Below are 25,723 nucleotides of genomic sequence, written 5' to 3' on the forward strand. Positions count from 1 at the left end.
CCAAAGACTCATGTGGTTGATTTCGCCGCTAAGAAAGTCCGTCGATGGCCGCCCACGGAACGCCGCCGAGCGTGCGGGCGCGCTTTGCGGTCATGCCGCCGAGCGCGATGACCGGCACGGGCGATCGCCTCGCCAGCAACAGGAACCGCACCGCACCAAGCGTCGCCGCGCCGGGATGGGTGCGGGTTGGGTACACCGGCGAGAGCATTACCGCGCTCGCCCCGCCGGCCCGCCGCAGCTCGCGCAGGGAATGGGCGGTCGCGACCGTGCCGCGTGCGCCATAGCTGGCGGCGGCGCGCCAGCGGCCGGCCTCGCGCGGCGATCCGGCCAGCGCGACCGTGATCCCCCGCGCCCGGCACAGCCGCCGCAGCGTCTCGTAGCGGGCGCGGCGCTCGGCGGACGGCAGGTGATAATGCCGGAACACGAACCCGCTCCCGCGCGGCAGGCGGCGCAGCGCCTGCTCCAGCCTCGCGTCATTGCGCGCATCGGACAGGAGCCAGAGCTTCGGGAGAGGGTGGCGCTTCATCGCCGCGCCGCTATAGCACCGCGCCATGCCCGATCCAGCGCCCGATCCAGCCGCCGCCCTCGCCGCCGTTCAAGACCGCATCGCCCAGGCCGCGAAGATCGCCGGGCGCAAGGCCGAGGACGTCACCCTTGTCGCGGTGTCGAAGACGCATCCCGCAGAGGCGATCGAACCGCTGATCCGCGCCGGTCAGCGCGTGTTCGGCGAAAACCGCGTGCAGGAAAGCGAGGCCAAGTGGCCGGCGCTGCGCGAGGCATACCCGGACGTCGCGCTGCACCTCGTCGGCCAGCTCCAGTCGAACAAGGCCGAAGAGGCGGTGCGGCTGTTCGATGCGATCCACTCGCTCGACCGGCCGTCGCTATTGGCGGCGCTGGCGAAGGCGATGGACCGCACCGGCCGCCGGCCAGAACTGTTCGTGCAGGTCAACATCGGCGCGGAAGAGCAGAAGGGCGGCTGCGCGATTTCCGATCTGCCTGCGCTGCTGGGCGAGGCTCGGGTCGCGGAGCTGCCAGTCGTCGGCCTGATGTGTGTGCCGCCGGCAGGAATCGAGCCCGCGCCGTTCTTTGCCCTGCTCGACAAGCTGGCGGCCGATCACGGGCTGGCGGGGCGCAGCATGGGCATGAGCGACGACTTCGAGACCGCCGTGATGCTGGGCGCAACGCATGTGCGGGTCGGCAGCGCGCTGTTCGGGGCGCGGGGGTAGCGCCAATCCCCCAAAAAATGCGTCCCCGCGAAGGCGGGGACCTCGTTCAGCTAACGGTCCGCTAGTTTGATGGAGGTCCCCGCCTTCGCGGGGACGCCCTTGCTGAAAGCGGACTACCGCCCCTTCAGCTCGTCCCCGCTCAGCGTCACCACGTGCAGCAGGTTCGTCGCCCCCGGAGTCCCGAACGGCACGCCTGCCAGCATGACCAGCTTCGAGCCGGCCTGGCCGAAGCCGTGGCGCAAGGCCATGCGCTTGCCCTTGGCGATCATTTCCTCGAACGAGCCGATGTCGCGGGTGTTCACGGCGTGCGCGCCCCATAGGAGGCCCATGCGCCGCGCGGTCTTCTGCGACGGGGTGAGGACGAGCACCGGCACGCGCGGCCGCTCGCGCGCCACCCGGCGGGCGGTCGAGCCCGAGCCGGTAAATACGACGATGCCGGCGATCGGCAGCGTTTCGGCGATGCTCGCGCAGGCCTGCGACAGCGCGTCGGCGGTGGTCGCGTCGGGCACGGTCTCGGTGAAGTGGACGCGTGCGGCATAGCCGGGATCGTTCTCCACTTGCGCGGCGATGCGGTGCATGATCGTCACCGCCTCTTCGGGCCACGCGCCCGCGGCGGTTTCGGCCGAGAGCATGACCGCGTCGGCCCCGTCGTAGACCGCGTTGGCGACGTCGGAGACTTCGGCGCGGGTCGGGGCGGGGCTTTCGATCATCGATTCGAGCATCTGCGTCGCCACGATCACCGGCTTGCCGAGGCGGCGGGCGCTTTCGACGATGCGCTTCTGAAGCGGCGGCACTTCCTCGGGATTGAGCTCGACGCCGAGGTCACCGCGCGCGACCATCACGCCGTCGGCGAGTTCGAGGATCCCGTCGAGCCGGCTGATCGCCGCGGGCTTCTCGATCTTGGCGATGAGCATCCCGTACCCGCCCATCAGCCGCCGTGCCTCGGCGACATCTTCGGGGCGCTGGACGAACGACAGCGCGACGACGTCGGCATGGTGCTGGATCGCGAAGGCGAGGTCGCGGCGGTCCTTCTCGGTCAGCGCCGGGACCGGGACGACCGCGTCGGGCACGTTGACCCCCTTGCGGTCGGAGATAACCCCGCCGACCTCGGCCGAGCAGAAGATCTCGTCCTTGTCCGCCCGGATCACACGTAGGCGCAGCTTGCCGTCGTCGATCAGCAGGCGCTGGCCCTTCTCGAGTATCCCGAACAGTTCGGGGTGGGGCAGGCAGACTCGGGTTTCGTCGCCCGGCTCGGGATTGCGGTCGAGCGTGAAGTGGCCGGAATGGCGGATGACCGCGCGACCGTCCTTGAATGTACCGACGCGCAGCTTGGGGCCCTGGAGGTCGCACAGGATCGTGATCGGCCGACCGACCGCCTTTTCCAGTGCGCGGATGCGAGCGATGGTTTCGGCGTGGGTGGCGTGGTCGCCGTGGCTCATGTTGACGCGGAAAGCGTCGACCCCGGCGCGGTAAAGCTTCTCGAGCATCTCCGGCTCGCGGCTGGCCGGGCCGACCGTCGCAAGGATCTTGACCTTGCGGCCGCGGGGATCGTGGGTTTTCGCTTCTGATCTGGACACGCAGCTTCCCTTTCGCGGTGCCGCTATGGCAAAGCGGGCCGACAAACCCAAGGACGATTGCAATGGATACGAATTCCGACGCGCTGGACAGCCTCGACGATGCGGTGGCCGCCGCGGCCTTCCGCAAGCTGGTGCGCCACTTGCGCCACCGCCACGACGCACAGAACATCGAGCTGATGGGGCTGGCGGGCTTCTGCCGCAATTGCCTCGCCGACTGGATCGTCGAGGCCGGCGCCCCGCTGGACAAGGCGGCCGCGCGCGAGGCGATCCACGGGATGCCCGCGGGCGAATGGAAGTCGCGCTTCCAGGCCGAGGCGACACCCGAACAGCTCGCCCGGATGGACGAGAGCCTGAAGAAGAACGCCGGCTGACGTCGTCCCGGACCTGATCCGGGACCGCTGGCCGCCTTGCGCCAAGCCTCACAGCGGTCCCGGGTCGAGCCCGGGACGACGTTGCCCCCGCTATCCACAGCCCCGGTTTTGCCCGAATCCACGCGCCCCGCTAACGCCCGCGCAACCGATTCACGCTTTCACCGGAGATATCCCGATGGCCGATGCCGCCGACGACCGCCTGCGCCTCCTGATCGAACGCATCGAGCGTCTCGAGGAAGAAAAGAAGGGCATCGGCGACGACATCAAGGACGTCTATGCCGAGGCCAAGGCGGTCGGCTACGATGTCAAGATAATGCGCCAGATCGTCCGCCTGCGGAAGATGAAGCCCGACGACCGGCGCGAAATGGAAATGATCCTCGATACCTACAAAGCGGCGCTGGGGATCGGCTGAGGCCTCGCTTGATCAGGATACATCTGCTGGCTAACCGTCTGGCCGGGGGTGGACCATGCTTTTGCGACTGATTTTCGATGCGATGCGGATCTGGGCGCGGCAGTTCGCGCGCTCGGCGACGTGGATCGCGTTCATGGTCATGGTCGTGGCAATGGTTGTCGACATCAAGCTGAAGATGATCGGCGACAGCGTGTTTCCGCCCGAACGTTACTTTGCATCGTTCGCGGTTATCCTCTCCACATCACTTCTCTTGTGGCTCGTCAGCGTCGCGACTCTCGTGTGGTTGACGCGATCCGATGGGGCCAGCGCTTGGCCTCTGTCGCGCGGCGGGCTTGCAGGATGGGGGCTGGGGAGCTGGGCGGCGATTGCCCTAGTCGGCAGCGGCGCGGGCTATCTCGTTCGGCCCAACAGTTCCCTGGCGACGAGCGAATGGTATTGGCTCGCGTTCGCGATGATCGAAGGCTGCGCGACATTCCTGATCCTCTCTGCGATTTCCGCATACGCGCTGTCAGGACGATTGCAGTTTCCGGGCAGACTTGACCTTTCGCCGGGATTTGCCGCGTGGTTCGCGGCCTATGTCCTGGTCTTCGTGGCCTTCCTGTTCGCCCAGCAATACCTGAACGGCGGCGCCTATGGTGACTTTCGCGAGAGCCTTTCGATTACACAACTGACGCTTCTGGCTGCTGTGGAACGCACAGTGCGAAGCCTGATCCCGGTGACGTTCGCCGTCGCCGCCGTCCTCTCGCAGCGCGTCGATGAGCCAGCCGACGCCTTTGCCTGATGTCGCTCGGAACCTAACCACCAGCCACCGGTTCGCTCCTTGTATTCAAGGAGTTACCTCATGTCCCATGCCGCCGACGTCAAGCCGCCGATTCACGAGGACGGCCTGCCCGGCCACGAATCGCAATTGAGCCCCAAGCCGGAATGGCAGCCGCGCTATCCCGGTTCCGGACGTCTCAGGGGCAAGGTCGCGATCGTCACCGGGGCCGACAGCGGGATCGGGCGGGCGGTGGCCGTGCTGTTCGCGCGGGAAGGGGCGAGCGTCGCGATCGCCTATCTCTGCGAGCACGACGACGCCAACCGCACGCGCGAGCTGTGCGAGGCGGAGGGCGCGCAGGCGGTGACCTTTGCCGGCGATCTCGGCGATCCGGGAACGGCCAGGGCGCTGGTCGAACTGGCGGTGGGCGAGTGGGGCCGGCTCGACGTGCTGGTCAACAACGCCGGGGAGCAGCATCCCGACAAGGACATCCGCGACATTACCGCGGACCAGCTCCAGCGGACCTTCCAGACCAACATCTTTTCGATGTTCTACATGGTCCAGGCAGCGCGCGGGCACCTCGGGAAGGGCGCGGCGATCGTCAATTGCACGTCGATCACGATGTACACCGGGGAGAAGGAACTGCTCGACTATTCGAGCACCAAGGGCGCGATCACCGCATTCACCCGCTCGTTGAGCGAGAACCTCGTCGGCGAGGGCATTCGGGTCAACGCCGTCGCGCCGGGGCCGATCTGGACGCCGCTCAACCCGATGGGCGGCTCGAGCCCGGAGAAGCTGGCGCACTTCGGCAAGGACACCCCGATGGGCCGCCCCGGCCAGCCCAACGAGGTCGCACCCGCGTTCCTGTTCCTCGCCTGCGACGATTCCAGCTACATGTCGGGGCAGGTCCTCCACCCGAACGGCGGGACCATCGTCAACGGCTAGGCGGCGGGAATGCCGAAGAGGTAGAACGCGCCGAGAACGAACGCATTCGAGGCGACGTGCAGCGTCATCGAGCGCAGGATGCCGAAGCGCAGGCGGACGAAGCCGAAGACGAGGCCCGACCAGAGCTGCGGCAGCACCACCGGCAGGTGCGCGAGGGTCAGGGCCGGGTAGTTGCTGTAATGCGCGGCGGCGAAGACCACGCACGACGCCCAGAACCACCAGCGGAACTGCCGCACGAACCAGTCCGGCGTTCCGTTGCGGTCCTTTGTCAGCCACAGCCCGGCGGCGACCATCGCGACGGCCGCACCCAGCCCTGCGATCGCCAGCGCCCTGATCGCGGTCGCCTGGGAAATGAGCAGGCCGCCCAGCGCGAGCACCAGGCCTGCCAGCAGTACGAGCTGCCAGCGCTTGCCGGTCAGCCAGCCGCGGAACACGATCTCCTCGAGCGGCGGGAGGATCGCGACCGCGAGCAGGAGGAGGATGCCCTGCGGCATGTCCTGCGTCATCTTGGGCGGTTGGATGCCCATGCCCCGCGTCCACAGCATCAGCAGCGGCAGGAGCGCGAACAGGACGCCGAGGTTGAGCAGCCACAGCTTGAGGAGCGGAGCGAGCTGCTGCGAAAGCGTCTCGCGCGGCGCCGGCGGTTCGCTGCCGAACACTTCGCCCGCCGTCGGGCCACGCGGACCCGGGCGCATCGCGTGCGGGGACTTGATGAACGCCAGCGCCTGGCGCACGATTCCGCCGCTTGCCGGCTGGGAAAGGGTTTCGGTCATGCGCAGTCCTTATCGCCGGCAGGTTACCGCACTGGTAACCGCGTGCCGGAACGAAGCAAGATGCTGATCCGCGCCGCAACCGCCGATGACGCCGCCGCGTGCGCCGCGATCTACCGCCCCCACGTGACGGGCGGCTGGACCAGCTTTGAGCTCGATCCGCCCGATCAGGCCGAGATGGCGCGGCGCATCGCCGCCTATTCGCAGAGCCACGCCTGGCTGGTGGCGGAGCGGGACGGCGCGGTCATCGGCTACGCCTATGGCTCGCCGCACCGCACCCGCGAGGCCTATGCCACTTCATGCGACGTCGCGGTCTATGTCGCGGCCGACGCTTCCGGGCAGGGGGTGGGGCGCAGGCTCTACGAAGCCCTGCTCCCGGCGCTGAAGGCGCGCGGCCTGCACGCCGCCTTTGCCGGGATCGCCTTGCCGAACCCCGCCAGCATCGGCCTGCACGAGGCGATGGGCTTCACCCCGGTCGGCGTCTACCACGAAGTCGGGTGGAAGATGGGCGGCTGGCGCGACGTCGGCTGGTGGCAGCGGGTGCTTTAGAGCCGCGCGCGGCTCTAGACCCGCTCGATGATCACCGCCGGGGCCATCCCGCCGAACGCGCACATCGTGATCAGCGCATAGCGCCCGCCCGATCGCTCCAATTCGTCGAGCGCGGTCCCGATCAGGAACGAGCCGGTCGCCCCGATCGGATGGCCCAGCGCGATCGCGCCGCCGTTGATGTTGACCCTGGCCCGGTCGATGCCGAGGTCGCGGATCGCCTTTTCGGTGACCACCGCGAACGCCTCGTTGATCTCCCACACGTCGATGTCCTCGACCGTCAGGCCAGCGCGCTCCAGCGCCTTCTTCGCGGCCGGGACCGGGGCGTTGAGGATCAGCGTCGGGCAGTCGCCGGCGTTGACAGCGGTGACGATCCGCGCCCGGGCCTTCCACCCGTTCGCCGCCAGCCCCTCGTCCGAGGCGAGCAGCAGCGCGGCGGACCCGTCGACCACGCCCGAGGACGTGCCGACGTGGTGGACCGGTTCCCACTGGAGGTCGGGATACTTGCGCTCGATCATCTGGCGCATGGTCGTGCCGTCGGGCGCGGCGGCGACGTTCTCCATCGCCACGAACGCGGGCTTGAGCCCGGCGAGTGTCTCCGCGGTGGTTTCGGGGCGCGGGTATTCGTCATGGTCGAGCGCGACCGTGCCGTCGTCGTTGTGGACCGGAACCACGCTCTTCGCGAAGCGGCCCTCGGCGATCGCCATCGCGGCCTTGCGCTGGCTGTCTACACCCAGCGCCTCGAGCTCGGCCCGCGTGATCCCCTCCATCGCCGCGATCGCATCGGCAGCGACGCCCACGGCCGAGATCGGGTGCGTTTCATAGAGCTTGTAGTTGCCGCGCGCCCGGCCAAGCGCGGCATAGGGCGTGCCCTGCTCCCATGCGTCCGCTTCGGCGTGGTGGCTCATCATCTCGGTCCCGCCGGCGACGACCACGTCCTCGAACCCGGCCATGATCTGCCCGGCGGCGAACGCCACGCTGGAGATGCCGCCGCCGCAGAACCGGTCGAGCGTGACGCCGCTCGCCTTCACGTCCCATCCGGCGGCGAGCGCGGACAGCCGGCCGAGGTCGCCGCCCTGCTTGCCGCGCTGCTGGCTGGTCGACCAGACGATGTCGTCCACCCTCGCGGTGTCGATGGCGTTGCGCTCCTTCAGCGCATTGAGGACGGTTGCGCCGAGGTGCTGCGGGTGGAGGTGGGCCAGCGCGCCCTTGCCCTGCTTGCCGATGCCGCGCGGCGTGCGCACCGCGTCCACGATCCAGGCGTCACCCATCTTGTCCGTCCTCTCGAATCCACTGGCGGGCTTGACCGCGACAGGCTGCCCGGTGCAGGGCGCTGCCCATCATTTCGGGGCCGCGCAAGCCCCATCCGGACAAATGTTGCAGGGCGACCATGGCAGGCCATTCCAAATTCAAGAACATCATGCACCGCAAGGGGGCGCAGGATAAGAAGCGCTCGGCGCAGTTCTCCAAGCTTTCGCGCGAAATCACCGTCGCGGCGAAGATGGGCATGCCCGATCCCGACATGAACCCGCGCCTGCGCGCCGCGGTCAACGCCGCCAAGGCGCAGTCGATGCCCAAGGACAACATCCAGCGCGCGATCGACAAGGCGAGCAAGGGCGACGCGGAGAACTACGAGGAAGTGCGCTACGAAGGCTATGGCCCGGGCGGCGTCGCGCTCATCGTCGAGGCGCTGACCGACAACCGCAACCGCACCGCCACCAACGTGCGCACCGCCTTCGCCAAGAACGGCGGCAACCTCGGCGCGAGCGGCGCGGTCAGCCACGGGTTCGAGCGGCTCGGCCTGATCGAGTATCCGGGCAAGGTCGGCGACGAGGAGAAGGTCCTCGAAGCCGCGATCGAGGCCGGTGCCGACGACGTCGAGAGCGAAGCCCCCTCCGACGACGACGCCGGCAGCCACCAGATCTGGACCAGCGTCGATTCGCTTCACGAAGTCGCCAAGGCGCTCGAAGCCGTGCTCGGCGAGGCCGAGGCGGTCAAGCTCGCCTGGCGGCCCAGCCTCAAGACCGACGTCGACGAGGACACCGCGCGGACCCTGCTCAAGCTGATCGACGTGCTCGACGACGACGACGACGTCCAGACCGTGTGGGGGAACTACGAGATCTCCGACGCGGTGATGGAGAAGCTGGGTTGATCTCGCTCCCCTCCCGCTTGCGGGAGGGGCTGGGGGTGGGCCTGTCGCTGACTCGCGCCGAGCCTGCCCACCCCCCGGCCCCCTCCCGCGAGCAGGAGGGGGAGAAATGCTGATGCGCGTATGTTGATATTGGGCCTCGACCCCTCGCTCAGTTGCACCGGCTGGGGCATCGTTGCGAAGTCCGGCAACCGGATCAGCCACATCGCCAACGGCCAGGTGAAGACCGACCCCGCGGCCAGCCTCCCCGAACGGCTGGTCGTCCTCGACCGCGAGCTGACCGACGTAATTCTCGCCCACCGCCCGGATTGCGCGGCGGTGGAGGAGGTGTTCGTCAACAAGAACGCCCAGTCCACGCTCAAGCTCGGCCAGGCCCGCGGCGTGTGCCTGCTCGCGGCGGCGCGGGGCGGGTTGCCGGTCAGCGAATACGCGACGCGGCTGGTCAAGAAAGCCGTCGTAGGCACCGGCGGGGCGGAGAAGGCGCAGGTCCAGGCCATGCTCAAGGTGCTGCTGCCGGGGGTGAAGCTCGCCGGGGCGGACGCGGCCGACGCGCTGGCGGTCGCGATCGCGCATGCGCATCTGCTCGGGGCGCATCGATAGGTTGCGCTGGGCCCACCCCCGACCCCTCCCGCTTGCGGGAGGGGAGTGAAGGCGCAACGTCTGGTTCCCCTCCCGCAAGCGGGGAGCCGAAGGCGTTCGCGTAGCGAACAGGGGTTAGGGGTGGGCAAGTGAGCCCCTGCCCTTGCTACGCCCCGCCAGCCGGTGCATAGGAACAAACCATGATCGCAAAGCTCGCCGGCCTGCTCGACGATTTCGGACCCGACTGGGCCGTCATCGACGTTTCCGGCGTGGGCTATCTCGTCCACTGCTCGGCCAAGACGCTCGCCAGCCTCGGCGTGCGCGGGGACAAGGCGGTGTTGTTTACCGAGCTTCAGGTCTCCGAAAACGACATGCGCCTGATCGGCTTCGCCTCCGGCAGCGAGCGAGACTGGTTCCGCCTGCTCACACAGGTCCAGGGCGTCGGCAGCAAGGTCGCGCTGGCGATCCTCTCGGCGCTTTCGACCGAGGAACTGCAACGCGCCTGCGCCGGCGGCGACGCGGCGATGGTGTCGCGGGCGCAGGGCGTCGGGCCGAAGCTCGCCAGCCGCATCGTCAACGAACTGCGCGACAAGGCCGGCGGGTTGGCGACCTCGCCCGGCGCGGGCGCGGTGGCCGCGGCCCCCGCCGGCTCGGCCAGCGCGGACGCGGTTTCGGCCCTGCAGAACCTCGGCTTCAAGCCCGCCGTGGCAACCAGCGCGGTGGCGGCGGCACTGGACGAGCTGGGGGCCGGGGCAGGGCTGAACGAGCTGGTGAGGGTGGCGCTGAAGAGGGCGGCGGGGTGATTGGCGCGCAAGCACTCCCCCGAAAGCACCGTCACCCTGAACTTGTTTCAGGGTCTCCTCTCGGCACCCTCTGCCCGTCGCAATCGCACGCCGCGACGCGGTTTCCCGTCCCACGTTTCGAAGCAGGCAGCGCCGGAATGCTGAAACAAGTTCAGCATGACGAGGTTTTTGCGCGAGACGTAAGACCTCACAGGCACCGTCACCCTGAACTCGTTTCAGGGTCCCGGAGCGTCGTCCCTCCGCCCGACGGAGCCGAGTCCCAGCCCCACCGCAAGATCGACCCAGTGCGGATTCAGCGCCTTGATCAGGTTGAGCTTCCACGACCTGTGCCAGCGCTTGAGCTGCTTTTCCCGCGCGATGGCAAAGGTCATCTCACCGAAACGCTCGAAGTAGACAAGGCGGTGGACTTCGTACTTCGCGGTGAACCCTCCGGTCCTGCCCTCGCTGTGCTGCCACAGCCGCACGGGAAGGTTGGACGTGACGCCGATGTAAAGCGTGCCGCGCGGCTCGCTCGCGAGGATGTAAACGCAAGGCTGGCGCTCTTCCCGCATGGGGCCGAGGGTGGCGGCGAGGGGACCCTGAAACAAGTTCAGGGTGACGAAGATGGTTCGGGAATGGTTGAGTTTGCTTTCAAACCTCTCCAACTCAGACCCCGTCATGCTGAACTTGTTTCAGCATCCCGGCAGTTCAAATTCCGGGGCCCCGCGCAATGATCCGCACTTCGGTTCTGGCTGCCATGCTTATCGCCGCAACTGCCGCGCCAGCAGTGGCTTGCTCGTACCCAACCCGCGAGCATGCTGTCCTGCGTTCCCGAGCACCGGTTGCGCCCGACGCCAAGCAGCTCGTCTTTCAGATCGCGGTGGAGGAAGTCGCGCTACCGAGTGAGCGGGCCAAATCGCATTATCCTTTCGAGCGCGAAAATTTCGGCTTGCGAGGACGGGTGCTGAAGGACGGACGGTTGACCTCGCGGACCATCGAGATCCGCTCTCGATTTCAATTCACTTGCTTCTACCCGTCCGACAAATACGAGTACGTGGATGGGCATTTGATTGCTTGGGTGGAAGGTATTCCAGTTGTTGGCGGCTCTGTCATGATCCTCGAACTTCCGGGTCAAATCCCCCGGCCAGAGGGTGACTACAAATGGCTGCCAGTGCGCTGGGATTCGGCCCAATGACCGATAACCCCCTCCTCACCCCCCAGCGCACGGCGGACGACGCCGATGCCGCGCTGCGCCCGAAAACCCTCGGCGAATTCGTCGGGCAGGCGGCGGCGAAGGACAACCTTCGCGTGTTCATCGAGAGCGCGAAGTCGCGTGGGGAGGCGATGGACCATGTGCTGTTCTACGGGCCCCCGGGGCTCGGCAAGACCACGCTGGCGCAGATCGTCGCGCGCGAGCTCGGCGTGGGCTTTCGCGCCACCTCCGGCCCGGTGATCGCCAAGGCGGGCGACCTCGCCGCGCTGCTCACCAATCTCGAACCGCACGACGTGCTGTTCATCGACGAGATCCACCGCCTCAATCCGCAGGTCGAGGAGGTGCTCTACCCGGCGATGGAGGACCGCGCGCTCGACCTGATCATCGGCGAAGGGCCCTCGGCACGGTCGGTGCGGATCGACCTGCCGCCGTTCACGCTGGTCGGCGCGACGACCCGGCAGGGGTTGCTGACCACGCCCTTGCGCGACCGCTTCGGCATCCCGGTGCGGCTGCAGTTCTACACCGTGGCCGAGCTGGAACGCGTGGTCACCCGCGGCGCGGGGCTGCTCGGCATCGGGATGGAGCCCGAAGGCGCGCGCGAGATCGCCCGCCGCGCCCGGGGCACGCCGCGCGTCGCCGGGCGGCTGCTGCGCCGGGTGCGCGACTTCGCCCATGTCGAGGGCGACGCGGCCGTCACCCGCGCCGTGGCGGACGGGGCACTGACCCGGCTGGAGGTCGACAGCCTCGGCCTCGACGCGCAGGACCGGCGCTATCTCCACATGATCGCGGACATCTACAAGGGCGGCCCGGTGGGCGTGGAAACACTCGCGGCGGGACTCTCCGAACCGCGCGACACGATCGAGGACGTGGTCGAGCCGTACCTGATCCAGCTCGGCCTAATCGCCCGCACGGCGCGGGGGCGATGCCTCAACGACCGGGGCTGGCAGCACCTCGGCCTGACTCCGCCGACGGGATCGCAGTCAGGGTTGTTCGACCAGGGCGAATAGCACCTCCACCGGCCGCTCCAGCGCCCGCGCCAGCTTGAGCGCGACGACCGTGCTCGGCACGAACACGCCGTTCTCGACGGTGTTGACGGTCTTGCGGCTGACCCCGATCGCATCGGCGAGCTGGGCCTGGGTCCAGCCCCTGGCCTCGCGCGCCTCGCGCAGGGTGTTGGTGAGTTCAGCCAAGCGCCTGGCTCTCCAGCGTGACGAAGCGCGAGATGGCCGTGAACAGGCCGAGCAGGATGACGATGCGCAGCGCGATCAGCACCGGGGTGGCGGTAAACGCGGCGACCACCGAAAGGGCAATGGCGGTGGAGATCGCGGCAGAAAAGCCCCAATCGATCGCTTCGGCCCGGTTGGCCTGCGTCACCTCGTCGTTGGCCAGCGCGCGCAGCGCCGGATCGCGCAGCAGCATGCCGCCGGTGCGCAGGATCATCAACAGCATCGCGGCCATGAACAGCCACGCGAGCAGGCCGACCATTTCCACCGTGCGGGTGGGCGGTACGACCGAAACAGTCGCCTGCTGAACGGCGAAGATCACCATCACGGCGGTCAGGATCCGCACGCGGCTGCGGCTCAGGCGGTCGGCGGCGTCGGACAGGTTTTCGGTCATGGTGAATACTCTCTGTAACCTCTGGGTTACATGTAACCTAGGGGTTACTTCGCTGTCAAGCGACAGTCGAGGTTGCCCGTTGGAGCTAACTCACGGTCAGGGGTGGCCCCAAAACAGTTCCAGAACGGGACACCTCCGGTCCGCTTCGGCAAGCTTCCCCCGGAATCCCCCATCGGGACAGCTAAAACCCGGTTAACGCCGTTGTCCCGAGCGCCCGATGCTGCGTTGGATGGTCATCACAGGGGAGGCGGCAGCAATTCCTTTAAGGGATTTGTGCCAGCCACACCGCACAGACGAAGAGAGCTTGGGTATGTCGGTACGGATGGCCATGGCGAAACTGGCGGCGACAGCGGTCGGCGGGGCAATGCTCGGCGGCGGCGCGGTGCACGTGTCCGAGGCGCCCTCGACCAGCGAGATCCACCACGTCAAGCCGGTCAAGGTGAAGCAGGCCAAGCCGCGGGTCCACAAGGCCAAGCGCGTCGCGCCGCGCCCCGTGACGCGCAAGCGCAAGATCGTCCGCACCGTCACCACAAAGAGCTGCGAGGCCCCGGCCCAGCAGATGGCGATGGTCCCGGTGCCTTACATGCCGCCTGCGCCGCCGATGCAGTCGGGCGGCGGCGGCGGCGTGCCGGTGGTGATCGGCGGCGGCGGAGTCGGCGGCTTCGGCGGCGGATTCTTCGGCGGATTCTTTGGCGGCAGCAGTGGCGGCGGCGGCAACGTGGTGATCAGCTCGACCACCACCGGCTCGACTTCGTCGTCCTCGTCGGGCGGATCGACCTCGACCTCCTCGGGCGGCAGCTCCAGCTCGACCAGTTCGGGCGGCAGCTCGGGCAATGTCAGCTCGAGCACGTCGACGTCGTCGGGCAACATCAGCACCTCGAGCGGCAACGTCTCGACCTCGTCGGGCAACGTCTCCACCTCGAGCGGCAACGTTTCCACCTCGTCGGGCAATGTCTCGACATCGAGCGGCAACGTCTCGACCAGCTCGGGCAACGTCACCAGCAGCAGCTCGACCTCGTCGTCGACGTCCTCGTCCACGTCGTCGTCGACCAGCAGCTCGACCTCGTCCTCGACCAGTTCCTCGACGTCTTCGTCGACCTCGTCGTCGACCAGCTCGGGCAACGGCGGCACAACCACATCGACCTCGTCGAGCTCCAACGGCACCGAAGTGCCCGAGCCGTCGATGGTCCTGTTGTTCGGCGCGGCGGCCGCGGCGCTGGCCGGCCGGCGCAAGTGGGGCAAGCCCGCCGCGGCCTGATCCGGCTTAACCAGACCGACACGAGAGGGCGGCCTTCCGGGGGGAAGGGCCGCCCTTTTCGTTGGGGTCAATCGGCGTGCCGGTCGCGGGCCTTGTGCGAGCATGGCGACGGAGCTCCAGTCCCCCCCCCCCCCGCCGTCTCCTGGTCCCATCGCGGACCTGTGAATCAGTCACGCCAATAGTCGTGGCCCTCCACCCCGTCGAAACCGGCCGGAGCGCAGGCAGCACTTCTTGAAACCGGCGGCTGGACCCGCACGGACACGGGTCCATGCGCCCGAGCTTTTCGGTCAGTTCGATCACACCGCCGCGGACAGTGCGGCGGCCACGCTTGACGCGAGTCTCGGACGGGAAGCCTTTGCGGCGCTTGGAAGTGATCTCAAAAGGAGGAGAGATCGGCGAGGCGGTTGATGTCGTGCATGGGTGCCTCCTCTCGTTCAGTCGCGCCTGATTGCGCGCGTGCTTCCTTACAGCGCGGCGCGCGCCGATCAACCCTCGCGGGCGATCGCTTCCACCCGGTCCTTGGCGCCTTTCAGGTCGCAGCCGGTCGCCTCGCGGACCAGCTTGATCGCCTCGATCTTCTGCCCCCGGGAGACCAGCGCCCTGGCTTCGCGCTCCAGAGCGGGGTCGAGCGGCCTCGGCGCGAACTCTGGCGGACGCTCGAGCGAGACCCGCGGCCGACGTGCCCATACGAAAATGGCGGCGAGGACAAGCCCCGCCGCCAATCCGGTCACGAACGAGAACGGCTCGAACGCCATCCCAGCGAACGCCCTTACGACGCCAGCTTGCGCAGCACGTAGTGGAGGATGCCGCCGTTGTTGAAATACTCCACCTCGTTGGCGGTATCGATCCGGCACAGCGCGGTGAAGGTCAGCTTGGTGCCGTCGGGACGGGTCACTTCGACCTCGACGTCCTGGCGCGGCTGGAGGCTGGCGACACCCTTGATGGTGTAGGTGTCGTCGCCGGTCAGCGCGAGCGAGGTCCGGCTCTGGCCGTCCTTGAACTGCAGCGGCAGCACGCCCATGCCGACGAGGTTCGAGCGGTGAATGCGCTCGAAGCTCTCGACGATCACCGCGCGCACGCCGAGCAGGTTGGTGCCCTTGGCCGCCCAGTCACGGCTGGAGCCGGTGCCGTATTCCTTGCCGGCGATGACGACCATCGGGGTGCCGTCGGCCTTGTGCTTCATCGCCACGTCGTAGACCGCGCCGACCTCGTCGCCGTAGCGGCTCATGCCACCCTCGATGCCGGGGACCATCTCGTTGCGGATGCGGATGTTGGCGAACGTGCCGCGCATCATCACGTCGTGGTGGCCGCGGCGCGCGCCGTAGGAGTTGAAGTCCGCCTTGGCGACCTGGTGCTCCATCAGCCACTGGCCCGCCGGGCTGTCGGCCTTGATCGAGCCGGCCGGGCTGATGTGGTCGGTGGTGATCGAATCGCCGAGGATCAGCAGCGGCTTGGCCTCGATGATGTCGCTGACCGGGGCCGGGGTCATGCTCATGCCCTCGAAGTACGGCGGGTTGGCAACATAGGTCGATCCCGCGCGCCACTTGTAGGTTTCAGAGCCGGTGACGTCGATCGCCTGCCAGTGCTTGTCGCCCTTGTAGACGTCGGCGTAGCGCGCCTGGAACATGGCGCGGTCCATGCAGCCGGCCATGGTGTCGGAGACTTCCTTGTTCGACGGCCAGATGTCCTTGAGATAGACGTCGTTGCCGGCGCTGGACTTGCCGATCGGGGTGGTCGTGAAGTCCTCGATCACCGTGCCCTTGAGCGCATAGGCGACGACCAGCGGCGGCGAGGCGAGGAAATTGGCGCGCACGTCGGGCGAGACGCGGCCCTCGAAGTTGCGGTTGCCCGAGATCACCGCCGCGGCGACGAGGCCGTTGTCGTTGATCGCCTTGCTGATCGGCTCGGCCAGCGGGCCGGAGTTGCCGATGCAGGTGGTGCAGCCATAGCCGACGAGGTTAAAGCCGATGGCGTCGAGGTGCTCCTGCAGGCCCGCGCGGTTGAGATAGTCGGTGACCACCTGCGATCCGGGCGCCAGCGAGGTCTTGACCCACGGCTTGGGCTTCAGGCCCAGTTCGTTGGCCTTCTTGGCGACGAGGCCTGCGGCGACCAGGACACCCGGGTTGGAGGTGTTGGTGCAGCTGGTGATCGCGGCGATGGTGACGTCGCCGTCGCCGATGTCGAAGTCCTTGCCTTCGACCGGAACGCGCTGCTGCGCCTTCTTGTAGGTGTTCGCCATGTCGGCGTTGAACACGTCGTCCACTTCGGGGAGCGAGACGCGGTCCTGCGGGCGCTTCGGCCCGGCGAGCGAGGGGACGACGGTGCCGAGGTCCAGCTCCAGCGAAGAGGAGAACACCGGCTCGACCGACGGGTCGATCCAGAAGCCCTGCTCCTTGGCATAGGCTTCGACCAGCGCGATCTGCGCTTCCTCGCGGCCGGTCAGGCGCATGTAGTCGAGCGTCTTGTCGTCGATGCCGAAGAAGCCGCAGGTCGCGCCGTATTCGGGTGCCATGTTGGCGAGCGTCGCACGGTCGGCCAGCGTCAGCGCGGCGAGGCCGGGGCCGTAGTATTCGACGAAGCGGCCGACCACGCCGTGCTTGCGCAGCATGTTGGTGCAGGTCAGCACGAGGTCGGTCGCGGTCACGCCTTCCTTGAGCTCGCCGGTCAGCTTGAAGCCGACGACTTCGGGGATCAGCATCGAGACCGGCTGGCCGAGCATCGCGGCTTCCGCCTCGATCCCGCCGACGCCCCAGCCGAGCACGCCGAGGCCGTTGATCATGGTGGTGTGGCTGTCAGTGCCGACGCAGGTGTCGGGATAGGCGACGGTCACGCCGTTCTGGTCGGTCGAGGTCCACACGGCCTGGGCGATGTTCTCGAGGTTGACCTGGTGGCAAATGCCGGTGCCCGGGGGCACGGCATAGAAGTTGTTGAGCGACTTGGAGCCCCACTTGAGGAAGTCATAGCGCTCCATGTTGCGCTGGTACTCGATCTCCATGTTCTCTTCGAAGGCCTTGGGATGGCCGAACTCGTCGACCATCACCGAGTGGTCGATGACGAGGTTCACGGGGACCAGCGGGTTGATCTTGCTGGTGTCGCCGCCGAGCGCCGCGATCGCGTCGCGCATCGCGGCGAGGTCGACCACGCAGGGCACGCCGGTGAAGTCCTGCAGGAGGACGCGGGCCGGGCGGTACTGGATTTCGCTCGAGCTTTCCGAAGGGTTCTTCTGCCAGTCGACGATCGCCTTGATGTCGTCGGTCGAGACGGTGAAGCCGCCATCCTCGAAGCGCAGGAGGTTCTCCAGCAGGACCTTCATCGAGAAGGGCAGGCGCGAAACGTCGCCGAACTTCTCCGAAGCCTTCTTGAGCGAGTAGTAGGCATAGTCCTTGCCGCCCACGTTCATCGTGCTGCGTGCGCCGAGCGTATCCTGTCCGACCTGGGTCATGGGTAAGCTTTCCCTCCTGCCGAGATGAGAGCCGCCCATGGCCGCCAAAAGCATTGCCGGCGCAGCGTGACGAATGCGCGGCGGCAGCGATTCCAGCGGTTACATGGCGGCCCGAGAACGGGACGGGCGATGCGCGCTAACGCGCCCGAGGTCAAGGCCCGACCCGGCGAGTCGGGGCGGATTGTTGTCCGCCGGAACGGATCGATCTCTCGGCGATTGATGAGCCACGGACCACGGCGCGGCAATACCGACCGCACCCACCTGTCCGCCAAGGGGAGCGCCGACCATGATCACCGACCGTCTGCCAATGCCCGACCAGGAGCCGGAAGACGGCTCGGTCCGACTGTCGCTGGTGGCCGGCGGTCTCGCCTGCGCGGCGATGGCTGGTGCGCTCTACGCCCAGTTGCAGGCGCTGTTCGCCTGAGCGGTCAGTCGGCGAACAGATTGGCCTGCTTCATCGCGGTGTCGGCCGCCTCGATAAACTTGCGCGAGCGGGATTCGGCGCGTTCTCCTTCTTTCATCAAGACCATGTGGCTCCCGTCGTAGAGGTACTGCCAGGACCGATTATCGCTCACCCGGTACACGACCCAGCGCAGCACGTAGTATCGCCAGGCCCCTTGCGAGCTGAAGCTCGAAGGGAATATGACCAGGCGGTAGTTGGCCGAGACCGCCTCTTCCGCCGCCTTGTTCGATTGGATCGCCTCGATCACCGGCACGGTTTGCCGCAACTGAGAGCCAGACATCGAGGTCGTCCAGTCGTCGGCGGATTCTTCTCGCAGCTTTTTGATAAGCGGCAGGTCGGCCGAGCGTGAAATGGTGACGGCTTCAGCCTTCGCGCCGAGCCAGGTGGCAAGCTGGCCTTCAAATTCATCGATGACCTTGTCGGTGAAATTGCCTTTGTGCCAGTCGAGGAAATCATAGACGTAAAGGCGGCTGCCGGTGAGGCGGAGAGGTTCAGAAACCCGCGGAGGCGGCGGTGCCGGTGCCTGAATAACGGCAGGTATCGGCGGGGTTATAGTGACCGATGGGGCTGACGGCGGCTGCGGAGCGGTGGGCGCCTCCGCCTCCTGTGCCTGCGCGACGGACGCCGCGCCTAGCGAAAATATGAAGGCGTTCCACAGCTGTCCGCGCATTCTTGATTACCCCCCGGTTTGGGGCCAGCCTAAACGCCGCCAGCCCGGTTGCAAGCCGCGATCTAGGCCGGAGTTTCGGCCTTGTCCTGCCGCGGCGAGGCCCACAGGCACCCGGCGACGATCAGCACCACGCCCCCCAGTGTTGCCGCCGTGACCGGCTCGCGGAAGAACGCGTATCCGGTCAGCGCCGCCCAGATGAACGCGGTGTACTCGAGCGGCACCAGCACCTGCGCCTCGGCCCGGGCATAGGCCCAGCTCAGCAGCATCAGAGAGGCCGCTGCCAGCAACGCGGCGCCCACCAGCCACAGCCACACGCCGTGCCCCGGGACCGGGGCGAACCAGGGTGCGCCCAGGCCCAGCACCAGCGCAATCGTCGCCGCCTGGAAGAAGGCGATTTCCTCGGGTCCGGCCAGTTGCGCCTGTTGGCGCTGGAGGACGAGGTTCCACGCATAGAGCACCGCCGAGGCCAGGATCGCGGCGAGCCCTTCAAGGCTGGCGGTACTGTTGCCCCCGCCGCCGAACTTGCCGAGGCCGATCACCACGACGCCCGCCAGCCCCAGCACCGAACCGGCAACGGCGCGCCGTCCCACCGTCTCGCCCAGCATGACCGCGGCGAGGTACAGCGCGATCAGCGGGGCGATGAACGACAGCGCCATCGCCTCTGCCAGCGGGGTGAGGACGAGGCCGTGGAAGAACAGCACGGCCATGCACGCGGCAACCGTGCCGCGCAGCAGGTGCAGGCGCAGCGCCGCGCGGCCCGGCCAGCCCTGGCCGCGCCACAGCCACAGCGGCGCCATCATCCCCGCGCCGACGAGGTTGCGCCAGAACACACCGGCATAAGCGCCGATCGCCAGCGCGACGGTCTTCATGAACCCGTCCATCAGCGAAAAGATGGCAAGGCCGCTGAGCGTTGCCAGCACGGGCAGCAGGGCGTGGTGGCGCGCGGTCATCGGATCGCCTCTAGCGGCTCGGGTCATCGCGAAACAGGGGGATGATTCAGGCGAGCTTCAGGCGGATTGCTTGATCAGGCAGGCCGCTTGGGGCAAAACCTTGGGCGGCCATGGCAGATTCCCGGCGGCGCATGTGCGGCGGCCGGGCCAACAGCGGGACCTATGACAATGCGCGTACCTACGATCCGCCTTTCCCTTGCCTGTGCGACGGCGCTCGCTGCCATCGCCCCGGCCCTGACGGCGGCGCAGGCGCAGGTCGCCCCGGTCCCGGCGTCGAGCACGACTCCGGCAGCCCAGCCTGCCGTTCAGCCCGCCCCGGCGCCGACCGAGGCCCTCCCGAACTGGTCGCTGTCCGACGCGCAGTCGCTGCTCGGCACCATCAAGGGCATCGGCAGCGAAGGCCTGTTCGCCAAGGACTACCAGCCCGACGCACTCGCTGCCGCGATCGCCGCCGGGCCGAGTCCCGAGCTCGACGCGCTGGCGACAAAGCTGTTCGCCTGGCTGGCCGAGGACCTGCGTGACGGCCGCACTCCGATGACCTCGCGCGTCCAGTGGTTCGCGGTCGATCCCGACATGGACCGCAACCCCACCGCGACGATTCTCGGCAAGGCGCTGGCGAGCCACGACATCCGGGGCACGCTGCTTGCGCTCAATCCCACGCATCCGGACTATGCCGCGCTCAAGACCGCGCTGGCCAAGGCCAAGGATCCCAAGCAGGCCGCGCTGATCCGGGTCAACATGGACCGTTGGCGCTGGCTCGCGCAGGATCTCGGCATCCAGTACCTGATCACCAACGTGCCCGAGTACCAGCTGCGGCTGACGGTCAACAACCAGATCATCAACACCTACAAGACCATTGTCGGCAAGCCGGGCAAGACCGCGACCCCGCAGCTCGCCGAGATGGTCGAGAACGTTGTGTTCAACCCGACCTGGACCGTACCGCAGTCGATCGTGGTCGGCGAAGGACTGGGCGCGCGGCTGATAAAGAACCCCGCGGCCGCGGCGCGCGAAGGCTACAAGGTGTCGAAGCTGTCCGACGGCATGATCGTCGTCGTCCAGCAGCCGGGTCCGGGCAATTCGCTGGGCGCGCTGAAGATCGACATGCCCAACCCGCACGCGATCTACCTGCACGACACCCCGGCCAAGGGCCTCTTCAACACCGTCAACCGCGCCTACAGCCACGGCTGCATCCGCACCGAACGGGCGGTTGAACTGGGCATGGCGATGGCGATGATCGGGTCGGACGCGACGCAGGAGCAGGTCGTCACCTGGGCGACCTCGGGCCAGTACACCAAGGTGCCGATGGCGCGGCCGTTCCCGGTCTACATCACCTATTTCACCATGGCCCGCGACGTGAACGGCACGCTCCGCAGCTTCGCCGACATCTATGGCCGCGATGGCGCGGTGCTGGCCAGCTTCGCCAAGCCGCGCGAACTGCACTCGCAGCTGCGGACCACGAACGAGCCGGTGGTGGCGATCGACAAGCCGGGCGTCTAATTCGACCGCCGTGCGTCCTCGCCCTTCGGCTGGCCGGCAGGCCGGCCGCTCAGGATAAACTGCCCATAGGGGCGGGCGGGGACCTCGTGCCGCATGAGGTCCGCTTGCTTGAGGGAGGCCCCCGCCTGCGCGGGGGCGCAAGTCAGCTGATGCCCAGCCGGTCGGCGAAAAGCAGTCGCCCGCCCGAAAGGTGCCACAGCGCCTCGTTGAAATCGTCGGGCGCCATTGCGAAGCAGCCCTCGCTGCGGCCGAGCTTGCCCCACTTCTCCAGCATGTCGGGCGCGGCGTACCAAGCAGGGTGCATCACGATCGCGCGTTCGAGCGCGTTGGAGTTGTCCGGATCGACGCCGCCGAGGCGGATCGAGGTGCCGTACTTGCCGTTGTACCACTCATAGGTGATGTAGGCCCCGCGCGAGGTCGCTTCCGAACCCACCGCGTTGGAAAACCACTTCAGGAACCCGTCGTGTTCCGGGTCCGACCCGCGGCCATGGGCGACGAGGAACGAGCGCACCTCGCCCTTTTCCAGGTTGGCGAAGTGCAGTCGCGGCAACGACGAAGGCAGGCCGAAATCGGCCACCCCGACCACGTCGGTCCGCCACAGCAGCGGGCGCATCCGCTCCATCTGATCCCTGGCGACGTCGAGGATCTTGCGGTGCTGCTCACTGGGCGAGTAGGCTTGGGCGAAGACTTTCGCGGGCGCGCAAAGGGCTGCGCCGGCAGCGGCGGCCCCCTTCAGCATCAGCCTGCGATCAACCGTCTTCGTCATGACCCGTCCCTATCATGCCACGGGTAACCGCGCCATGAACAGCTATTCTAGCGCGTTTCGGCCAAAACTGCACCCGTTGCGCCGAGTCGTTCAAGATCGCCGCCATCGAGCCGCATCACGGTCCATTCGTCCATCAGCCGCGCGCCGAGCTTCCTGTAGAACCCGATCGCCGGCTCGTTCCAGTCGAGCACCGACCATTCGAGCCGCGCGCAGTCGCGCTCCACCGCCAGATGGGCGAGATGCGCGAGCAGCGCCTTGCCGAGGCCCGAGCCGCGCGCGGCCGGCTTCACGAAGAGGTCTTCGAGGTAGATCCCCGGCTTGCCCTCGAATGTCGAGAAGTTGTGAAAGAACAACGCGAACCCCTGCGCCGCGCCGTCGACTTCGCCGATCACCACCTCGGCATAGGGGCGGGGGCCGAACAGCTTTTCGCCCAGCACGGCCTCGTCGAAGCGGACTTCGTGGGCGAGCTTCTCATACTCGGCGAGCGCGCGAATGAGTTCGGCGACGAGGGGAAGGTCTGCGCGGGCGGCGGGGCGGATCGAGATGGTCATGCGAGGCCTCCTATCGCCTCACCCCGAAAAGCAAAACCCATCGTCATTGCGAGGAGCAAAGCGACGAAGCAATCCGGGAGCGAAGCGTAGTGACTCCGGATTGCCGCGACCTTCGGCCTCGCAATGACGATTGCCGAGACATGGTGCGCGCCCGGCTTGCGGAACTTCTCCAGCCCGTGGCAGGTTTCATAGTCATGAAACCGTTCGCCCTTGCTATCGCCCTCGCAGCGCTCGGTGCCTGCACCATGGACCGCCCGGCCGCGAGCTCGCCCCCGCCGGAGATGCCGCCCCTCGCCCATGCGGATACCCGTATCCTCGCGCCGGCGATGGCCGAGAAGCTCAAGGCCAACGCCGGCGTGACCCTGCAGTGGATCGACTGGAGCACCCGCGGTACCGCCAACGTCCTGGTGACGGACGGCGAGTGGTTCCTCACCGGCGCGCAGGCCGCAGCGAACGGACCGGGGCGGCTCTACCTCGACGGCAAGGTGACCGAGATCGGCGCGGACTATTTCCTGTTCGACGGCACGATCCGCATCACCGACACCCCCGACGCCGGACGCAAGTGCGAGGCACGGAAGGTCTGGCGCTTCGCCGTGACCCAGAACCGCCCGTACTGGCGTCTGCGCGAATTCGAATGGTGCGACGGCCTGACGGATTACGTGGACATCTACATGCCGGGGACGCAGCCTTGAGCTGATATTCCGCGATAAACACCTCGTCACCCTGAACTTGTTTGTGCTGCGCACGCCTTCGGCTCCAGGGTCTACTCGCGTCCTGCCTGAAGGGTCGATCCAAACGCAAACCGAACGGCTGCTCACTCAGGGAACTCCCGAAGAGATCCTCGAGCGGGATGCTGAAACAAGTTCAGCATGACGTGGAAGGGGACAGGTAGGGGCTTTACCCCCCGATCGTCATCCGGTCGCCGCTGATCGCCACCCGGCCCATCTGGCGCAGCAGGTTCTGGCCGAGCAGGTTGGTGTGCAGCCCGTCGATCACCGCGACGTCGATATCGCGGAACTCGCGCCCGCCCAGTTCCAGCCGGTCGAGCCTGGCCATCACGCCCCGCGCCGTGCCGGAAGCGGAGCGGCCGATCGGCGCGAAGGCGGCGGGGTCGAAGTCCACGCCAAGCCGCTCGGCCTCGTCGGGACCCAGCGCGACGATGTCCGCCCCGGTATCGACCAGAAACCGCGCATCCTCGCCGTTGGCGAGCGCATCGACCCGGAACTGGCCGGAGCCATCGCGCTCGATCCGGAACAGCCCGCCTTCGCCTGAGCCGGCGGTCGTGAGGGCCGCATCGGTTGGCGCGACGAGCAGCGGCTCGCTGGGGTCGTTTCCCCGTATCCCGGTTGCCAGCATGGCCAAGGCGGAAAAGCCGAGAATGGCGGTGACGGCAATGGCGAGCAGGCGGTGCATGGTGCCTGCCTAGCAGACGGGGGTTACCCGATTGCGAACGACTACTCCGCCGCCTCGGTGACCTGCCCGGCGTCGCTGGTCGAAGCCTCGATCTCGGCGGCCTTGGCCTCGACCAGCGCGACGATGTGGTCGAGCATTTCGTCCGACTGGACGTGGTGGTCGGTCACGCCGGAGAGGTAGACCATGTGCTTGCCGTTGCCGCCGCCGGTCACGCCGATGTCGGTCTCGCGCGCCTCGCCGGGGCCGTTGACGACGCAGCCGAGGACCGAGAGCGAGAGCGGGGTCTTGATGTGGCTCAGCCGGTCTTCCAGCGCCTCGACCGTGCGGATCACGTCGAAGCCCTGCCTCGCGCATGACGGGCACGAGACCACGCGCACGCCGCGGGTGCGCAGGCCGAGGCCCTTGAGGATCTCGAAGCCCACTCGCACTTCCTGCTCGGGCTCGGCCGAGAGCGAGACGCGGATGGTGTCGCCGATCCCGGCCCACAGCAGGTTGCCGATGCCGATGGCGCTCTTCACCGTACCGCCGATCAGCCCGCCCGCCTCGGTGATGCCGAGGTGCAGCGGGCAGTCGACCGCGTCGGCCAGCCCCTGGTAGGCGGCGACGGCGAGGAACACGTCGCTGGCCTTCACCGCGACCTTGTAATCATGGAAATCGTGATCCTGCAGCAGCTTGATGTGGTCGAGCGCGCTCTCCACCAGCGCCTCGGGGCAGGGCTCGCCGTATTTCTCGAGCAGGTCTTTCTCGAGGCTCCCGGCGTTGACCCCGATGCGGATGGCGCAGCCGTTGGCCTTGGCGGCGCGGACGACCTCGGCGACGCGGTCGCTGCTGCCGATGTTGCCCGGGTTGATCCGCAGGCACGCCGCGCCGGCGTCCGCGGCTTCGAGGGCGCGCTTGTAATGGAAGTGGATGTCCGCGATCAGCGGGACGCGCGCGGCTTTCACGATCTTGCGGAACGCGGCGGTGCTCTCGACGTCGGGGCAGGACACGCGGATGAGGTCGGCCCCGGCATCCTCGCAGCGGCGGATCTGGTCGATCGTCGCCACGGCATCGGCAGTTGGGGTGTTGGTCATCGTCTGCACGGTGATCGGCGCGTCGCCGCCCACGGGGACGCGCCCGACCATGATCTGACGGCTCTTGCGGCGCTCGATCGTGCGCCAGGGACGGATGGAGGACATGGGGCGCGATATAGGGGCTTAGAGCCTCAGCGCGAAGCAGTATTCGTCGTCGCAGTGGTCGCCGACCCAGAAGTGGATGTCGGCGATCTTCGCGAAGCCATAGCGGTGGTAGAACCGGTGGGCGCCCTCGTTCTCGCTCCACACCGAAAGCTGCACCTCGTCGGCGCCGCGCTGGCGGGCAACCCCGAGCGCCCAGTCCATCAGCACCGCCCCGATCCCGCCGCCGGTCCGGCCCGCGGCGGTGTAGAGCTGCTTGAGCTCGAGCGGCCGCTCGGCAGTGCCGTGTTCCTTGAGTGTCGAATCGTACACGAGCTTGCAGAAGCCGACCATTTCGCCGTTCTCTTCGGCCAGCATGACCGCCATGCCGGGATCGGCGATCTCCTTGGCGACCTTGGCTTCCGAATGGCTTTCGTCGAGGAATTTCGCGAGGTTCTCGGCGCTGTAGAGGTGACCGAACTTGTCGACGAAGGCATCGCGGGCAAGCTGTGCCAGCGCGGCGGCGTCGGCGGGGGTGGCGGGGCGCAGGTCCATGTCGCTTCCGCTAGCGCACCGTGCCGCGCAGGGCTAGCGTCGGCCGGCGAGAGGAACCAT

The 25,723-nt window shown here is 67.7% G+C and carries 31 protein-coding genes; 15 read left to right on the top strand and 16 right to left on the bottom strand.

The features are described 5' to 3' along the window. Positions 1-28: 28 nt before the first annotated feature. Positions 29-553: a thiamine phosphate synthase gene (locus tag AC3WLD_RS05155; RefSeq protein WP_492555858.1), complete on the bottom strand. Its 525-nt coding sequence runs from the start codon at positions 551-553 to the stop codon at positions 29-31. Here AC3WLD_RS05155 and AC3WLD_RS05160 point away from each other — a divergent pair. Continuing rightward, the gene (locus AC3WLD_RS05160) at positions 552-1,226 is read left to right on the top strand and encodes a YggS family pyridoxal phosphate-dependent enzyme (RefSeq protein WP_492555859.1); all 675 of its coding nucleotides are present in this window, start codon (positions 552-554) and stop codon (positions 1,224-1,226) included. The genes AC3WLD_RS05155 and AC3WLD_RS05160 overlap by 2 nt on opposite strands. A gap of 113 nt (positions 1,227-1,339) precedes the next feature. On the opposite strand, the gene pyk is transcribed toward AC3WLD_RS05160, so the two are convergent. Then, the gene (pyk, locus tag AC3WLD_RS05165; protein ID WP_492555860.1) at positions 1,340-2,803 is read right to left on the bottom strand and encodes a pyruvate kinase; all 1,464 of its coding nucleotides are present in this window, start codon (positions 2,801-2,803) and stop codon (positions 1,340-1,342) included. 62 nt (positions 2,804-2,865) lie between these two features. On the opposite strand from pyk, the gene AC3WLD_RS05170 reads away from it, so the two are divergent. From AC3WLD_RS05170 to AC3WLD_RS05185, 4 genes are all read left to right on the top strand, one after another. Beyond that, positions 2,866-3,174: a DUF1244 domain-containing protein gene (locus AC3WLD_RS05170; protein WP_492555861.1), complete on the top strand. Its 309-nt coding sequence runs from the start codon at positions 2,866-2,868 to the stop codon at positions 3,172-3,174. 175 nt (positions 3,175-3,349) lie between these two features. After that, positions 3,350-3,586, top strand: a complete 237-nt coding sequence (locus AC3WLD_RS05175; protein WP_492555862.1) for a DUF2312 domain-containing protein — start codon at positions 3,350-3,352, stop codon at positions 3,584-3,586. An 82-nt stretch (positions 3,587-3,668) separates the two neighbouring features. Next, on the top strand, positions 3,669-4,367 hold the full coding sequence (locus tag AC3WLD_RS05180) for a hypothetical protein (protein WP_492555863.1): 699 nt from the start codon (positions 3,669-3,671) through the stop codon (positions 4,365-4,367). A gap of 60 nt (positions 4,368-4,427) precedes the next feature. Further along, a complete protein-coding gene (locus AC3WLD_RS05185) occupies positions 4,428-5,288 on the top strand; it encodes an SDR family oxidoreductase (protein WP_492555864.1) in 861 nt (286 codons plus the stop codon). Here the strand turns inward: AC3WLD_RS05185 and AC3WLD_RS05190 are convergent. Continuing rightward, a complete protein-coding gene (locus AC3WLD_RS05190) occupies positions 5,285-6,061 on the bottom strand; it encodes a CPBP family glutamic-type intramembrane protease (protein ID WP_492555865.1) in 777 nt (258 codons plus the stop codon). The two genes, AC3WLD_RS05185 and AC3WLD_RS05190, sit on opposite strands and share 4 nt — an antisense overlap. Before the next feature lie 60 nt (positions 6,062-6,121). On the opposite strand from AC3WLD_RS05190, the gene AC3WLD_RS05195 reads away from it, so the two are divergent. After that, positions 6,122-6,607 (top strand): arsinothricin resistance N-acetyltransferase ArsN1 family B, encoded by a 486-nt coding sequence (locus AC3WLD_RS05195; protein ID WP_492555866.1) that lies wholly within the window; start codon positions 6,122-6,124, stop codon positions 6,605-6,607. 14 nt (positions 6,608-6,621) lie between these two features. On the opposite strand, the gene AC3WLD_RS05200 is transcribed toward AC3WLD_RS05195, so the two are convergent. After that, positions 6,622-7,875, bottom strand: a complete 1,254-nt coding sequence (locus tag AC3WLD_RS05200) for an acetyl-CoA C-acetyltransferase (protein ID WP_492555867.1) — start codon at positions 7,873-7,875, stop codon at positions 6,622-6,624. A 119-nt stretch (positions 7,876-7,994) separates the two neighbouring features. On the opposite strand from AC3WLD_RS05200, the gene AC3WLD_RS05205 reads away from it, so the two are divergent. The 3 genes from AC3WLD_RS05205 (at position 7,995) to ruvA (ending at position 10,135) form a co-directional block, all read left to right on the top strand. Then, positions 7,995-8,756 carry a YebC/PmpR family DNA-binding transcriptional regulator gene (locus tag AC3WLD_RS05205; RefSeq protein ID WP_492555868.1) on the top strand — a complete coding sequence of 254 codons (762 nt, stop codon included), beginning with the start codon at positions 7,995-7,997 and terminating at the stop codon, positions 8,754-8,756. 120 nt (positions 8,757-8,876) lie between these two features. Continuing rightward, on the top strand, positions 8,877-9,353 hold the full coding sequence (gene ruvC, locus AC3WLD_RS05210) for a crossover junction endodeoxyribonuclease RuvC (protein WP_492555869.1): 477 nt from the start codon (positions 8,877-8,879) through the stop codon (positions 9,351-9,353). A gap of 179 nt (positions 9,354-9,532) precedes the next feature. Further along, on the top strand, positions 9,533-10,135 hold the full coding sequence (gene ruvA / locus AC3WLD_RS05215) for a Holliday junction branch migration protein RuvA (protein WP_492555870.1): 603 nt from the start codon (positions 9,533-9,535) through the stop codon (positions 10,133-10,135). A gap of 215 nt (positions 10,136-10,350) precedes the next feature. Here the strand turns inward: ruvA and AC3WLD_RS05220 are convergent, their stop codons facing one another. Next, positions 10,351-10,686 (bottom strand): GIY-YIG nuclease family protein, encoded by a 336-nt coding sequence (locus tag AC3WLD_RS05220; protein WP_492555871.1) that lies wholly within the window; start codon positions 10,684-10,686, stop codon positions 10,351-10,353. Positions 10,687-10,844: 158 nt separating this feature from the next. On the opposite strand from AC3WLD_RS05220, the gene AC3WLD_RS05225 reads away from it, so the two are divergent. Together AC3WLD_RS05225 and ruvB are read left to right on the top strand one after the other, a co-directional pair. After that, on the top strand, positions 10,845-11,309 hold the full coding sequence (locus AC3WLD_RS05225) for a hypothetical protein (protein WP_492555872.1): 465 nt from the start codon (positions 10,845-10,847) through the stop codon (positions 11,307-11,309). Further along, entirely contained in the window at positions 11,306-12,334 is a 1,029-nt protein-coding gene (gene ruvB / locus AC3WLD_RS05230; RefSeq protein WP_492555873.1) for a Holliday junction branch migration DNA helicase RuvB, read from the top strand. The genes AC3WLD_RS05225 and ruvB overlap by 4 nt, the downstream gene beginning before the upstream one ends. On the opposite strand, the gene AC3WLD_RS05235 is transcribed toward ruvB, so the two are convergent. Both AC3WLD_RS05235 and AC3WLD_RS05240 read right to left on the bottom strand, forming a co-directional pair. Further along, complete coding sequence (locus tag AC3WLD_RS05235; protein ID WP_492555874.1) at positions 12,308-12,517, bottom strand: helix-turn-helix transcriptional regulator; 210 nt, start codon at positions 12,515-12,517, stop codon at positions 12,308-12,310. The two genes, ruvB and AC3WLD_RS05235, sit on opposite strands and share 27 nt — an antisense overlap. Beyond that, entirely contained in the window at positions 12,510-12,944 is a 435-nt protein-coding gene (locus AC3WLD_RS05240) for a hypothetical protein (protein WP_492555875.1), read from the bottom strand. The genes AC3WLD_RS05235 and AC3WLD_RS05240 overlap by 8 nt, the downstream gene beginning before the upstream one ends. A gap of 1,183 nt (positions 12,945-14,127) precedes the next feature. Between AC3WLD_RS05240 and AC3WLD_RS05245 the strand changes: the two genes are divergently transcribed. Further along, positions 14,128-14,202, top strand: a complete 75-nt coding sequence (locus AC3WLD_RS05245) for a hypothetical protein (protein ID WP_492555972.1) — start codon at positions 14,128-14,130, stop codon at positions 14,200-14,202. Between the two features lie 485 nt (positions 14,203-14,687). Here AC3WLD_RS05245 and AC3WLD_RS05250 read toward each other — a convergent pair whose 3' ends face one another. Beyond that, positions 14,688-14,957 carry a ribosomal protein L7/L12 gene (locus tag AC3WLD_RS05250; protein ID WP_492555876.1) on the bottom strand — a complete coding sequence of 90 codons (270 nt, stop codon included), beginning with the start codon at positions 14,955-14,957 and terminating at the stop codon, positions 14,688-14,690. Between the two features lie 14 nt (positions 14,958-14,971). Then, positions 14,972-17,644 (bottom strand): aconitate hydratase AcnA, encoded by a 2,673-nt coding sequence (gene acnA / locus AC3WLD_RS05255; protein WP_492555877.1) that lies wholly within the window; start codon positions 17,642-17,644, stop codon positions 14,972-14,974. Between the two features lie 286 nt (positions 17,645-17,930). Between acnA and AC3WLD_RS05260 the strand changes: the two genes are divergently transcribed. Continuing rightward, positions 17,931-18,068: a hypothetical protein gene (locus AC3WLD_RS05260; RefSeq protein WP_492555878.1), complete on the top strand. Its 138-nt coding sequence runs from the start codon at positions 17,931-17,933 to the stop codon at positions 18,066-18,068. Between the two features lie 4 nt (positions 18,069-18,072). Here AC3WLD_RS05260 and AC3WLD_RS05265 read toward each other — a convergent pair whose 3' ends face one another. Both AC3WLD_RS05265 and AC3WLD_RS05270 read right to left on the bottom strand, forming a co-directional pair. After that, complete coding sequence (locus AC3WLD_RS05265; protein WP_492555879.1) at positions 18,073-18,777, bottom strand: hypothetical protein; 705 nt, start codon at positions 18,775-18,777, stop codon at positions 18,073-18,075. Positions 18,778-18,839: 62 nt separating this feature from the next. Further along, a complete protein-coding gene (locus AC3WLD_RS05270) occupies positions 18,840-19,727 on the bottom strand; it encodes a DMT family transporter (protein ID WP_492555880.1) in 888 nt (295 codons plus the stop codon). A gap of 168 nt (positions 19,728-19,895) precedes the next feature. Here AC3WLD_RS05270 and AC3WLD_RS05275 point away from each other — a divergent pair, with 168 nt between their 5' ends. Beyond that, complete coding sequence (locus AC3WLD_RS05275; RefSeq protein WP_492555881.1) at positions 19,896-21,224, top strand: L,D-transpeptidase family protein; 1,329 nt, start codon at positions 19,896-19,898, stop codon at positions 21,222-21,224. A gap of 142 nt (positions 21,225-21,366) precedes the next feature. Here the strand turns inward: AC3WLD_RS05275 and AC3WLD_RS05280 are convergent, their stop codons facing one another. Both AC3WLD_RS05280 and AC3WLD_RS05285 read right to left on the bottom strand, forming a co-directional pair. Further along, the gene (locus AC3WLD_RS05280; protein ID WP_492555882.1) at positions 21,367-21,990 is read right to left on the bottom strand and encodes a murein L,D-transpeptidase catalytic domain-containing protein; all 624 of its coding nucleotides are present in this window, start codon (positions 21,988-21,990) and stop codon (positions 21,367-21,369) included. Positions 21,991-22,037: 47 nt separating this feature from the next. After that, positions 22,038-22,541: a GNAT family N-acetyltransferase gene (locus tag AC3WLD_RS05285; protein WP_492555883.1), complete on the bottom strand. Its 504-nt coding sequence runs from the start codon at positions 22,539-22,541 to the stop codon at positions 22,038-22,040. 194 nt (positions 22,542-22,735) lie between these two features. Here AC3WLD_RS05285 and AC3WLD_RS05290 point away from each other — a divergent pair, with 194 nt between their 5' ends. Next, positions 22,736-23,233: a hypothetical protein gene (locus AC3WLD_RS05290; RefSeq protein ID WP_492555884.1), complete on the top strand. Its 498-nt coding sequence runs from the start codon at positions 22,736-22,738 to the stop codon at positions 23,231-23,233. Between the two features lie 205 nt (positions 23,234-23,438). Here the strand turns inward: AC3WLD_RS05290 and AC3WLD_RS05295 are convergent, their stop codons facing one another. The 3 genes from AC3WLD_RS05295 to AC3WLD_RS05305 are packed head-to-tail and all read right to left on the bottom strand — an operon-like array spanning position 23,439 to position 25,663. Then, positions 23,439-23,954, bottom strand: a complete 516-nt coding sequence (locus AC3WLD_RS05295) for a retropepsin-like aspartic protease family protein (RefSeq protein ID WP_492555885.1) — start codon at positions 23,952-23,954, stop codon at positions 23,439-23,441. A gap of 41 nt (positions 23,955-23,995) precedes the next feature. After that, positions 23,996-25,132 (bottom strand): flavodoxin-dependent (E)-4-hydroxy-3-methylbut-2-enyl-diphosphate synthase, encoded by a 1,137-nt coding sequence (gene ispG / locus AC3WLD_RS05300; protein WP_492555886.1) that lies wholly within the window; start codon positions 25,130-25,132, stop codon positions 23,996-23,998. 18 nt (positions 25,133-25,150) lie between these two features. Then, positions 25,151-25,663 (bottom strand): GNAT family N-acetyltransferase, encoded by a 513-nt coding sequence (locus AC3WLD_RS05305; protein WP_492555887.1) that lies wholly within the window; start codon positions 25,661-25,663, stop codon positions 25,151-25,153. Positions 25,664-25,723: the final 60 nt, after the last annotated feature.

The organism is Novosphingobium sp. FW305-C-111, from assembly GCF_058783565.1.